We start from the raw sequence: 12,020 nt of genomic DNA, 5'->3' as shown, positions 1-12,020 counted from the left end.
TTTTTATCGTATCAAAAATAGCGAAAGTAAACAATTTCTATTTGTTAAAATTTGATAAAATTTGTCTAACTATGCAATTAAATTTTCTGTTTACAAAATAAATCCTGCTACGCTACCAAGTTATATATCATTCCCATTTCGAGGATCATATGCTTTCTTTGATTCCCATTCAGAATTTATGGATATAAATTCTGAGTAGCCAAAATAATCAAAAGAAGCTGTCGTGTATAATGACAGCTTCTCCATTTCCCGGAAAATAATCGAATTTCGTTAGATTTTGGCGAAAAAATTACAGTGAGTAATACAATTGAAGAAATGTTAGCAGGTCTTGTTGGGCTTTAACAATTGCTTGCTGATTTTTGGATTTTTGAAACTCCTTTAATTGTTCATTGGCTCCTGCTAAAGCTGTTGCTAAACTTTTTAACTGCTTGTTTTTTACCTGCTTTTCATCTATGGAAATTGATGCAAGATCTTTTTGCAAATTGGCGGGCACATCAGCCGAGGCCATTGCATTCGCTGCAGCTTTTGATATTGTTAAAAAATACGCTGGCATTGCTTCACTGAATATTTTTTCAGCTTGGCTTACATTCGTTAGTTTTTTTTCGGGAACAGCCAATGCCTTTGAGTATGGTTCATTTACCCCTTTTCCTTTATAAACATTTTCCATCCCTTTTGCCGCTTCCAGTGAATTTGCAATTCCGAGGAACAAAAAGTTCTGGCCGTTGATCTCAACAACTTTGGCTGGCAAACCTTTTTGCACAGCTAATTTCGAGATGTCCTCAGCTGATTTCTTTAAAGTGTAGACGCCTTCTTGTACAACATACGTCGTAAAAGCTTTCAGCACAGCAGATTCCGAACTGCTGCTTGGTGAAGCTGCTGCCTGATTACCTGCTGCAGGGGGTTCAACGACTGCCGGTTTGCTTGGATTCATCACAACCAGCTTGAGCATAAGCATCCCAAAACTTGTCCCGATGAGGACGGCAAATATGGTTGAAAAAAGAATAGTCTTGATCGGTCTTTTTTGCATATGATCCTTTTTATATGCGGCAGAAAGTTTTTGCGTTTTTACTCCAGCGTTGTTCACCTTTTTATAAGTAGCTATTTCCGGTATCCCTGTTTCTGCTTCCGGAAAAATCCAGTCAAAGCTTTCTTCAGCCGCTTCCTTTGAAGCCGCTACTTCTTGATGGGCTTCCGGTTTTGCGTGAAGATCGGCTGTTGATTTTGCAGGCTCTGTTTCCATTTGACTTCCTTTTTCTGCTTGTTCGTCGATAAATGGCTGATTTTTGCCATTAATTTTTATCGTAATCGTTTTGCCGCTTTCCAGCTTGTCCATTTGCAGTCGCTCCTTTCCACCTGACGGCTGATCTGTTCTATCCTATCATAGTTGCCAAAAAAAATAACAAGACTTTTGTCGTCTTGTTATCGAATGATTTCGTCAAATTTCCCCTTTTCTATCGATTCACGATAGTGGGAAATTGGTTTAATGGATCATTTTTCCCCGCTGGCTCCGGGGTATCGATCTTTGGAAGATCCTTTTCCAAGTCTGGTAAATTTGCCATATAAAATGCGGAAACCGTAAGAGTAGACGTAAATGGTCTGCTTTCTCGTGTTATGGCAGTCGTTTCATTCGGACCGGCATACTGAATCGCTTCAACCACAACCAAGCGCTTTAATCCTTCAAGATTTTCAATGAATTTTTCAAAGTCTTGATAGCTTGGTGATTGGACAGTCAATTGAACGGTTAATTTTTCTAAACCATTTGGTATTGCAACCGTTGCTGGCTGTTTGCCAGTGGTTGCGCTTTGCTGGGATGAACCGCTTGTCCCTGGGTTGCTGTTTTGCGGCGGCTGGATCATCCCTGCTAGGGGATTTGACTGGTTTGTCATGGAAGCAGCTTGTTTATCATTTGTAAAATTCATCGACTTAATCTCGCTATTTGATTGGGTTTCAACTTTTTGTAATGCTAACATAAACTGTGCTTGAAGCGGTTTTACCGGCAGCTTCAACTGAAGGGCGTGAGTGTCTGCTATTTCATCCTTTGGTTGTCCGGTCTTTTTTTGCGCCGTAACTACGGCAAGCCTTTGTTCGGTTTGCAGTGTCTTTTGTTTTGCCATTAATTCTGCTTTTGCAGGTTGTAAAAATACGAATTGCAAAAATAACACAAATGAGATCAAGAGCAGCATCGCGATTAACAGAACCAGCTTTTGCTGTTTCGAAAAATAAATGTTCATGGTCCTGCTGCCCCTTCCGCTTGATTGTTGTTATTTTCGATTTTCTTTATTTCCTCCCGATTCAGCTTAATTGTAAACTGAGCCAGGGAACGGGGGATTCCCTGAGTATTTGAACTGCTGGGATCAACTGGCGCCAGGCCATTTACTGCACCTGCAACATCCTTTATTCCCGCAGAATTATTTCCGTTCGTTAGATTACCACTGCTTGTTTGAACTTGACTGTTTGTCCCTAATCCTGGCATAGTTGCCGAAGAATTGGAGGTTGCCGATCCATCTGTTGAAGCCGGATTGCTGCTAATGGTACCAATACTTGCTTCGGCCACCATTTTTGATTGGTTGAGACGGTTTAAATAATAAGCAGCATCGTTTGCAGTATCAAACTGCACCGACAACTTTACAGTATCGGATTCCGTTTCTGATTGATAGGAAAGGATAAAACCACGCTCTGGCAATAGGGAGGTTAGCTCATCCAGAACAGGCACCGTTTCCATTTTTGATGACTCCACCCAATCGATCGATTTTTTTAAACGATTCACAGAATTTGGCGTTTTGTTCTGACTTGATTGGATCGTCTTGGTTTCGATTACTTTATCTAGCAGTGCGAGTTGTTTATTGGTTTTTTCCAATTGCTGATTGGTTGAATGGATTTGCCAAAAATATATGGCTGCTATCGATAAAAATACGACGGCGAAAATCAGCATCGCCGCAAAAAAGCCAAATTTTCTTGGCTCCTTTTTCGGCAGCAGATTGATTTCTACGAGCATCATTTCACCTCTTTAAGCGCCAGGCCTAATGCAAGAAAATGCCCTGGAGGAATAGAAGCTGTTTTTATCCTTGCGTTGCCTTTAAGTGTAAGAATTTCCACGGGAACAGTAGAATTTTCTTTTAATTCTCGAAAAATAAACGGAAGCATTGGGTGATCCCCATTTAAAAGGATCAACGTGATTTCTTTTTTTCCATTGTTTAAGGAATACTTATAAAAATCCATCAGTTTGTTCATTTCTTTTTGTATATCTTCGATCTGGAGCAACATCTCGTTTTCATTTCCATTATAAACGTATTCATTTGCAGTCTCGCCCCGCCGAATTTCCCACTTATTGCTTTCAAATGGGAGAGGGAACTGGCGCATGACATATGGTACAGTTCCTTCAAAAATAGCAATGGTTACACTTGTTATGTCAAATTGAACCGTAAAGAGAATCTCTTTTTCGCTTGTATCGCCCAGATAATCATACAATCGGTATAAGGAAAGCGGAGAAATATCTGCTGCGACTGGATTCAGCTTTAATGTTGCAAACAAATTTGCGTACTCAAGAACATTTTTCTCAGGTGCGGCAAACAGCAGTATTTCCTTTGTTTTTTCAGTCGTTTTTAATGGGAAGTAATCAAATACCGGATCTTCAAACGGCAAATGAATACTTGACCCCATTTCTAAGTACAAATAGCCCTGCATTTCATCATCTTGAATGTCTTTAGGAACGGAGATTTTTCGAATAATAACAAGGGAGTCCGGAACGAGAAAACGGAGATCCCGCTTATGAATCTTCCAATCTTCAATGCATTCTTCAAGAATATTGGATAATGTTTCATAATCGGCAATCTTTCCACCGCTGATAATCCCTGGCGGCAGATCATGCTCACGCCATTTGTGAATGGTAAGAGGATGGGAGCGCAAAAGTTCGACGAAGCGAATGGAGTGGTCGTTGATGACCAGATTTGCATGACGATTTTTTGCTGTAATGAGAGTGAAAGCCATTTCGAAAACTCCTTATGAAAAGCCATGTTCTAGGAAGTGAAAATACAAAGCAATAAGCGTTGAACCCCAAAAATAGGCAGATATGGTTCCGGCCACAATAAAGGGACCGAACGGAATCGGCTGCCGTCTTTTTACTATTTTTAACAGCAATGCGGCAATTCCAAAGATTGCGCCATATAAGGCTGATAGAAAAAAAGACAATACTACGAGTTTTACGCCGAGCACAAACCCGATCACAGCAAACAGCTTAATATCGCCGCCGCCCATGCCACCTTTGCTGATGAGTGCAATGGCAAGCAGCAGCAAAAAGCCGGTTGCAGCACCAAACAGGCTGTCCCTCCATGGCGTAAGTGGAATAACTATTCGTTCCAACAAAAAAATTCCGGAAAAAATCAACAAAATTTTATCAGGGATCAGCATATAGCGAAGATCGGAAACAAATATAATCATTAGCAGGGAGATTAACGTCCAAGCCACAATCAGTTCCTGGGACCAGCCTACAAAAACCGGTGCGACTGCGAACAAAACTCCTGTCAGTAATTCCACAATTGGGTAAAGGGGAGAAATGCGCGCTTTGCAGCCGCGGCACTTTCCCCCTTGAAGCAAAAACGAGATAACTGGTATCAGCTCATACACTTTTAGCTGGCGGCCACAAAATGGACAAGCCGACCGTGGCGCAACAATCGACTGCTTTACCGGCACCCTCAGACCAACAACATTAAAAAAGGAGCCGAAGATGAGACCGTATAAGAATAGTAAAAATTGAATCATTTTTTACTATAATCAACTAAATCCTGTTCGGTTGCTTCTGATGCACCACTTTTTGCAGCCAATGCAACCGATTCATGACTTGATAAAGAATAAGAAATCTTTCCAGTATTAGCATCCTTTGTTAAATTTACAACATAACTATTATCTTTTACATGATCCAAATACGAACCCAGTGTGTTATTATCTAAAGTGGCTTTTCCATCTTTGTCAAAAGTAATACTATCCCCATTATTTGCAACATACAATTTGGCTGCTTCAATTATTTGAAGACCTTCTGCTACTTTCGCTTTATCTTTAGAGTTGGAAATCACATTTCCAATATTCGGCACTGCGATGGCCGAGATAATTCCCAAAATCACAATAACAGCCAGTAATTCGACTAGTGTTAATCCGCGCTGATCTTTGAGTTTCTTTTTTACTAGTTTAATCATTGTTCTTCTCTCCTTTTTTAGTTCGGTTGAACTATTCGTTTTCTACTCTTCTATTATAATGGTATTATTTTAATATGAAATAATTTTTTTGTACTTTTTGTAAACATTTGTCGAAGTTTTAATTTCCACCATTTAGTACTTTTGCTGGATTTGATTAAACAGATCAAACATCGGCACGATAATTGCCGTTACGATCGTTCCGACAAGCGCTGCCAACAAAACAATCATCAGCGGTTCAATAAGCGACTTTAGCCGGTCTGTACTTGCTTCTACTTCCTTCTCATAAAAATCAGCCACTTTACTCAGCATGGAATCAAGTGCACCTGTTTCTTCGCCGATGGCAATCATTTGCGTTACGAGCGGCGGAAAGGCCCAGTGTGCTTTCATTGGAATCGCCATCGACTTTCCTTTTTCAAGCGAATCTCGCGACTCACGGACCACCTTTGCCAATACCTCATTTTCAACAACCCTCTCGACAATCGCCATCGCCTGCAAAATTGGAACCGAGCTGGAAAACAACGAACTGAGTGTCCGCATCATCCTAGCGATCGCGGCTTTTTGCAGCATTTTCCCGAAAACGGGAATCCTAAGGGCAAAGTAATCCAAATAATACTTTGACTTCCGCTTGCTTCGCAAAAAAACAAACAAAACCGCTAGCCCAATTAAAGCAACGACAACAAACCACCAGAACTTTTGCATAAAACTGCTTGCGCCAAGGACAAATCTTGTAATGGCCGGAAGCGTGCTGCCCATATCGGCAAACATCTGGACAAACGTCGGAACAACCGCCACAAGCAGGAAAAGAACAACTGCGATCGCAATACAGCCCACTACCAATGGATACATAAGTGCTGAGACAATCTTTTGCCTCGTAAAATGCTGCTTCTCAAAATGATCGGCAAGCCGCTCCAGCGTTTCATCCATATTTCCTCCTGCCTCACCTGCTTTTACCATATTAATAAACATGGAGGTGAAGATTTTCGGAAACTTTGCTGCTGCCTCTGATAATGGATTTCCTTCACGCAAGTCCTGTTCAATTGTAAGCAAGGATCGCTTCAGATGCCTGCTCTCGGTTTGAGAGGCAAGAATTTTCGTAGCATCAACAACCGTAACGCCCGCTTTTATTAATGTGGAAAACTGTCTTAAATAGATCACAAAATGCTGAAGCTTGACAGGACTGCCAAGCGTAATATCCTTCGTTAACCAGGTTTCCGGAACTTCGTGAACTTCAATAATCCGAATGCCCTCTTCTTTTAACTTCAGCATTGCCTCACGCTTGGATGCTGCATTAACCGTACCTTGCCGCTTTCCACGCGTATCGCGTCCCAAATATTTGAATCTAGCCATCTTAATTATACTTCTCCTGCAAATAAGGAAGCGCGATTTCTTTTTGAATGTGGCCATGCTCAATCAGCTCTTTGATGCTTGCCTCAAGCGTGTGCATTCCTTTAGAACGGGAAGCTTGCATGATGCTGACAATTTGATGAATTTTTTCATTCCGGATGAGATTCGCAATCGCAGAGTTGTTGATCATAATTTCAGTCGCCGCTTTTCTCCCATTTCGATCGATGGTGGGAAATAAGCGCTGCGAAACAATGCCAACTAAAACCGATGCAAGCTGAATGCGTATTTGCGGCTGCTGTGCCGGTGAAAATACATCAATAATGCGGTTGATTGTTGCCGGTGCGCTCGATGTATGCAGCGTCCCCAATACAAGGTGCCCTGTTTCTGCTGCGGTAATCGCTGTTTGAATCGTTTCTAAATCCCGCATCTCGCCAACAAGAATCACATCGGGATCCTGGCGGAGCGCCGCGCGCAACCCATTGGCAAAGTTCCTTGTATCAAAGCCGACCTCACGCTGATCGATAATGCAGCTGCCATGCTTATGAAGGTATTCAATCGGATCTTCAAGCGTTATCACATGATTATGCATATGCTGGTTCATATAATGAATCATTGCCGCTAGGGTTGTTGATTTGCCGCTTCCCGTTGGTCCGGTAACCAAAATCAAGCCGTGCGGTTTTTCAATCATTTTTTTCAAGATATCAGGCAATTCAAGTTCTTCCAGTGTTGGAATCTTTGAAGGAACAATCCGGATTGCCATAGACACACATGTCCGCTGGTGGTACGTATTTACGCGAAAGCGCGAAACCCCGGGAATTCCATATGAAAAATCAAGCTCGCCTTTTTCTTTGAACAACTCCCACATCTGTAAGGGAACGATTTCTTTTGCCATTCCCTCTGTATCGGCTGGCGTCAACGGTTCTTTTCCATAGCGTCTCAATTCGCCATTGATACGCATAACGGGAGGAACACCAACCGTTAAGTGAATATCCGATGCCTTTAATTCAAAAGCAGCCCGCAGTAAATAATCAATTTTTTCCTTCATTTTTCGGCACTCCTACTCTAACATGGCTACACGCAATACTTCTTCGGTCGTCGTCAGCCCTTGTTTGACCTTTAACAATCCATCATCCAATAAAAAAATGGTTTTATTTTTTATCGCCAGCTCTCTCATCTTCTGAAAACTCTCGCCATTCATGATCACCCGGCGCATGTCTTCATTTAAAACAAGCACTTCATGAAGAGCAATTCTCCCTTTGTAACCGGTCATATTGCAGGAAGAGCAGCCCTTTCCGCGAACAACTTGATCAAGCTTAATTCCGCGCTTTGAAAAAATCTCCACTTCCCGCTTTGATGGTTCATGAACTCCAGCACAGTCGCGGCAGATTTTACGAACAAGCCGCTGGGCAACGACCCCGCTTAAAGAGGCGGCTAGAAGAAACGGCTCGACTCCCATATCAAGAAGTCTAGTGATTGTCCCTAACGAATCATTTGTATGCAAAGTGCTAAGCACAAGATGTCCGGTTAAAGATGCGCGAATCGCCACTTCAACCGTTTCCTTATCGCGGATTTCACCGACCATAATAATATTTGGATCCTGCCGGAGAATGGAACGGAGACCGGCAGCAAAAGTCATTCCCACCTGCTGATTGACTTGAATTTGGTTGATTCCTTCAATCTGGTATTCTACCGGATCTTCAATTGTAATCATGTTGACTTCTTCACTGTTAAGTTTATTTAACGCGGCATATAGGGTGGATGACTTCCCCGATCCAGTAGGTCCTGTGATTAAAACCATTCCAGTCGGTTTTGTAATCAACTCTGTGAATCGTTTAAAATTAAGCGAGTTAAATCCCAATTTGGTTATATCATTTAAAGTGGTCCCCATGTCGAGAAGCCGCATCACGATTTTTTCACCATAGATCGTTGGCATGGTTGATACCCTTAAATCAATCGGATGAAAGTCTAAATTGATTTTGATCCGTCCGTCTTGTGGAATCCGGTGTTCCGTGATGTCCAAGTTGGCCATTATTTTAATCCGGGCAATCAGCATACTTTGCATATGACGCGGCAAAACCCGCTCATTTCGGAGAATGCCGTCCACACGGTAGCGCACGGCAATCTTCGTCTCCTGTGGATCAATATGAATATCACTTGCCCTCTGAACAACAGCATTGCTCATGATTTGATTGACAAGCCTGACAATGGGCGAATCCTGATCGGAAACGTCTTCAACTTCAGTTATTTCCGGCTGGCCCAGTTCGCCAAGCAATTCTTCAAACCCTTCATTTACATCGTAATATTTAGAAATGGATCGCAATATATCATCTTTTGTTGCAATCGCCGCTTCAATTTGAAAACCAGTTGCCAGCCGCAGATCGTCAATGACGAAAAAATCCATTGGATCAGCCATTGCCACAAACAAGCGGTTACCGTCTTTTTTTAACGGAATAATTAAGTTTCGCCTTGCTTCTTCTTTTGGGATGAGCGAAAAAAGCGTTGAATCGAATGGGTAGCGATACAAACTGACATGAGGGATCCCAAGTTGAAACTCCAGAACCTCAATCAATTGCTGCTCAGTAATATACCCCCGCATCAACAAAGCATCGCCGAGCCGCTGTTCAGCAGGCTTTTCTTTTAAAGTAGTCTGAAGTTGTTCCTCTGTAATTAGACCGGCTTCTACCAGGAGATCACCTAGTCGCTTGCGAGTCTGGTTCATCGTTCCACCTCCTTACTTGTAAAAATTATTTTGGCAGTTCAGCCGGTTTTCCGAAAAGATTGCTTGCGTTTGCGTTTGATGAGGAGGCTTGACCGGCAGAATCGGTCTGCAAACTATTCCCTGCCGCACTCGATTGATCTGCTCCCGGCTGCAGCTTTTGACTTTCTGCTGGATTAGCAGGCTGGGCAACTGTTGGGTCGGCTGTCTGTGAGGACAACGGGGCTGCCGGAGCTATTAGCGGATGAATTTCAACACGGTAAACAGGCGCGTAATAATCTTCTGCCACTAGTTCTGATTTGATTTGTTCTTGATTTCGGAACGTATCTTTATACACCTTGACCATTCGGCCATTTTCACCAGCAACGGTAATTTTTTTCTTTCCTTGCTCTATGAGTGAACTGTATTGAATGATTGTTTTCGGCTTATACGTTTGCACTTCGCTTGTGCGGATCTTGAATTGTGCAGACAGTGGCGCACCGATTAGCACCGTTTTTAAGATGCCTTGATTGAATTGAAATTCCAATGTATATGAAGTGCTGTTTGGATTGTAAAATGACAAATCAAGGTTTTGGTCTGTACTTACTTTCGTTTCGTAGCCAATTTTCGCAAATCGGGGCAGATGGCTGCTAATCGTACGCTCTTCAACCGTAAAATTGGTTGGCAAAATGGTTTGATACAGTAATGATCCGATCATGCTGAGTGCTTCGCTGCTGACGTCGTGTTCCAACTTCCTACTTTTTAAAAAGCCTAAAAACGAAAACGTTGATTCCGCTGGAAGTTCAATTTTCAAATTATTTCCAAGCAAATCGTGTGCATCATTCGGAAGCTGAGCACTGCTGATCGACGCCTGGCTAATCACGACTGGCAGCGCCTTTTTTGCTGGGGCAGCTGTTGAAACCACCGTATTCTTCTGCTTCATTTGGGAAGCAGACCGGACAGTAGCTGTTGATTTTTTAAAATCTCCATACAGTTTAGAGCCAAAATAGGCGGAACTAAAGATAATCGCCGTACTGCCAGAAATGGCGAAAAATAATTTAAGCAATTGAATGTTTTTTTTCATCCTACTTGCCTCCGCTGCTGTCAACAGTCACCAATGGAATTTCACTTTCTTGTTCTAAGGCCGTGCTTGACTGCTCCATGTCTACAGAATCAATTCCATTTTCCACCCTCGCTGCCAGCAATTCTTCAATATCAGACAAGTAGTCTGTTTCGAGTTCGGACATTTTGAATGTTTCTTCCTCCCCAGCATCTTGATTTCGGCTTAACATACGGACAAGATCTTCCTCGATATCAGGCACAACCGATGCAGGCTCCATGAATCCAGGAGATATGTTTGCCAAAACCGGAGGCTGTTCAGGGACGTTTAGCTCTTTATTTTCAGCAGCAAGCGAATCTTGATCTGCCACATAAAAATCGGGAACAGTAAACTGGCTGCTTTTTTTGTATATGAATCGATGCCAGCGGCTGTCGAGTAGAGATGCTGTCAAAAAAGCAAGCAGGAGCAGGAGAACAAAAGTAAACCAAAGCGGGAAAGAAACTGCTGCAGCAAGCCCTGCCATTGCCAAAAGCAAGGAGGAAAACGTTGCGATGGCTTTACCTGATTTACTCAAGCCAAGGGGCAGGACAGTTACCATCACGCCGACCAAAAGAATCGAACTAAAGACCCAGACAGCAAGCACCATTTTCTTCCTCCTTTTCCGACATCCTTCTGCAAAAATAATGAAAAGATGATTCATTTAGCCTAAAAAAAACAAACTTCTTCTCTTTGATATTGTATAATAATTTTAGCTAGTTTAAAAGAATATCCAAAATTATTCAGCCAAATAAGTGTGGTGGAAAAATGAGAAAATACAAAATGAGTGGAAGCCAAAGCGGCTTCTCGATGATTGAGGTTTTAGTGTCTATTTTACTGATTTCGATTCTTTTCACCATTATTGGCGCCTACTTCGTTAACAGCTACCAGCAATCGAATGGTATTTCCAAACAATACTCTGCCATTCAGCTGGCAGAGAGCCTATTAAACAGCTATAAAAAAATGAGCTTCCCGGATCTCGCTCAAAGGGTTGGAACAAGCGAAAAAATTGATATACAGAGCCAGTTGCAAATGGATCCTTCCTTTGATTACGGCTCTTATTCAGCACAAGTCGAGTTTCAAAAACACCCAGAACCGCAGCTGCAAAACCGGCTGATTGTCATTAAAGTGACGGTCTTTTCGGAAGTAAATGGGATAAAAAAACAAACTTCATTAGAAGGGTATAAACGAAATGAGGAAAATTGATCAAAAGGGGTTCACTTTAGTAGAACTATTGGCCGTGATTGCCCTTTCTTCTATTATTCTTGCTGTTGGATACTCGATCCTGTTTTCTATGATGAAATCCGCTGAACAATCAACCTTGCAAACAAAGCTGCGCAATGAGTCCATCTTGATTACCCAACAGTTTGATCAGGCGATGCTGAATATTGACTTGATTGAAAGAACCGGAACACCAAATGCAGACGGAACGTTTCAATCCTTTCAAGGCATTGATCAGCGAATCAATGAGGAACAGCCGGATCAGGTCGAAACGCTTGTTGTCCCGTTTGAAATTACGGCAGATGGCAAATTATTGATTAACCATCGGCAAATGAACGCGGATGGTTACTCCCTTGCAAAGACAATGTTTAAGCAAGTAAACGGAAATTTGCAAGTTTACTATGTCATCGAAGAACTCAAAACCCATAAACAATTTACTTTTTTTAAGCTTTATAACTTACAAGGCGAGTGATTG

Annotated in this window: 13 protein-coding genes; 2 read left to right on the top strand and 11 right to left on the bottom strand. The window is 42.1% G+C overall.

The window, feature by feature from the left end; translation table 11 throughout:
• Positions 1-289: 289 nt before the first annotated feature.
• The 11 genes from ACQYAD_RS15780 to ACQYAD_RS15730 form a co-directional block, all read right to left on the bottom strand.
• Complete coding sequence (locus ACQYAD_RS15780; RefSeq protein ID WP_430239611.1) at positions 290-1,333, bottom strand: hypothetical protein; 1,044 nt, start codon at positions 1,331-1,333, stop codon at positions 290-292.
• 118 nt (positions 1,334-1,451) lie between these two features.
• Positions 1,452-2,231, bottom strand: a complete 780-nt coding sequence (locus ACQYAD_RS15775) for a hypothetical protein (protein WP_430239610.1) — start codon at positions 2,229-2,231, stop codon at positions 1,452-1,454.
• Positions 2,228-2,998 carry a PilN domain-containing protein gene (locus ACQYAD_RS15770; protein ID WP_430239608.1) on the bottom strand — a complete coding sequence of 257 codons (771 nt, stop codon included), beginning with the start codon at positions 2,996-2,998 and terminating at the stop codon, positions 2,228-2,230. The genes ACQYAD_RS15775 and ACQYAD_RS15770 overlap by 4 nt, the downstream gene beginning before the upstream one ends.
• A complete protein-coding gene (gene pilM / locus ACQYAD_RS15765) occupies positions 2,995-3,987 on the bottom strand; it encodes a type IV pilus biogenesis protein PilM (protein ID WP_430239606.1) in 993 nt (330 codons plus the stop codon). Before pilM ends, ACQYAD_RS15770 begins: the two co-directional genes overlap by 4 nt.
• 12 nt (positions 3,988-3,999) lie before the next feature.
• Positions 4,000-4,758, bottom strand: a complete 759-nt coding sequence (locus tag ACQYAD_RS15760) for a prepilin peptidase (protein ID WP_430239603.1) — start codon at positions 4,756-4,758, stop codon at positions 4,000-4,002.
• Positions 4,755-5,189 (bottom strand): pilin, encoded by a 435-nt coding sequence (locus ACQYAD_RS15755; protein WP_430239602.1) that lies wholly within the window; start codon positions 5,187-5,189, stop codon positions 4,755-4,757. Before ACQYAD_RS15755 ends, ACQYAD_RS15760 begins: the two co-directional genes overlap by 4 nt.
• 132 nt (positions 5,190-5,321) lie before the next feature.
• Positions 5,322-6,536: a type II secretion system F family protein gene (locus ACQYAD_RS15750; protein ID WP_430239601.1), complete on the bottom strand. Its 1,215-nt coding sequence runs from the start codon at positions 6,534-6,536 to the stop codon at positions 5,322-5,324.
• A gap of 1 nt (position 6,537) precedes the next feature.
• Entirely contained in the window at positions 6,538-7,578 is a 1,041-nt protein-coding gene (locus ACQYAD_RS15745) for a type IV pilus twitching motility protein PilT (RefSeq protein ID WP_430239600.1), read from the bottom strand.
• Positions 7,579-7,590: 12 nt separating this feature from the next.
• Complete coding sequence (locus ACQYAD_RS15740) at positions 7,591-9,252, bottom strand: GspE/PulE family protein (RefSeq protein ID WP_430239598.1); 1,662 nt, start codon at positions 9,250-9,252, stop codon at positions 7,591-7,593.
• Between the two features lie 25 nt (positions 9,253-9,277).
• Positions 9,278-10,312, bottom strand: a complete 1,035-nt coding sequence (locus ACQYAD_RS15735; protein ID WP_430239597.1) for a G5 domain-containing protein — start codon at positions 10,310-10,312, stop codon at positions 9,278-9,280.
• Between the two features lies 1 nt (position 10,313).
• Positions 10,314-10,934 carry a hypothetical protein gene (locus ACQYAD_RS15730; RefSeq protein WP_430239596.1) on the bottom strand — a complete coding sequence of 207 codons (621 nt, stop codon included), beginning with the start codon at positions 10,932-10,934 and terminating at the stop codon, positions 10,314-10,316.
• A 173-nt stretch (positions 10,935-11,107) separates the two neighbouring features.
• On the opposite strand from ACQYAD_RS15730, the gene ACQYAD_RS15725 reads away from it, so the two are divergent.
• Positions 11,108-11,530 (top strand): type IV pilus modification PilV family protein, encoded by a 423-nt coding sequence (locus ACQYAD_RS15725; RefSeq protein ID WP_430239594.1) that lies wholly within the window; start codon positions 11,108-11,110, stop codon positions 11,528-11,530.
• Positions 11,517-12,017 carry a PulJ/GspJ family protein gene (locus ACQYAD_RS15720; protein WP_430239592.1) on the top strand — a complete coding sequence of 167 codons (501 nt, stop codon included), beginning with the start codon at positions 11,517-11,519 and terminating at the stop codon, positions 12,015-12,017. Before ACQYAD_RS15725 ends, ACQYAD_RS15720 begins: the two co-directional genes overlap by 14 nt.
• Positions 12,018-12,020 lie beyond the last annotated feature (3 nt).

This window comes from Neobacillus sp. SM06 (genome assembly GCF_050496765.1).
GTDB lineage: Bacteria > Bacillota > Bacilli > Bacillales > Cytobacillaceae > JAEVLT01.
The sequence above is the reverse complement of the archived record's forward strand: the minus strand, read 5'-3'. Positions and strand labels throughout refer to the sequence as shown.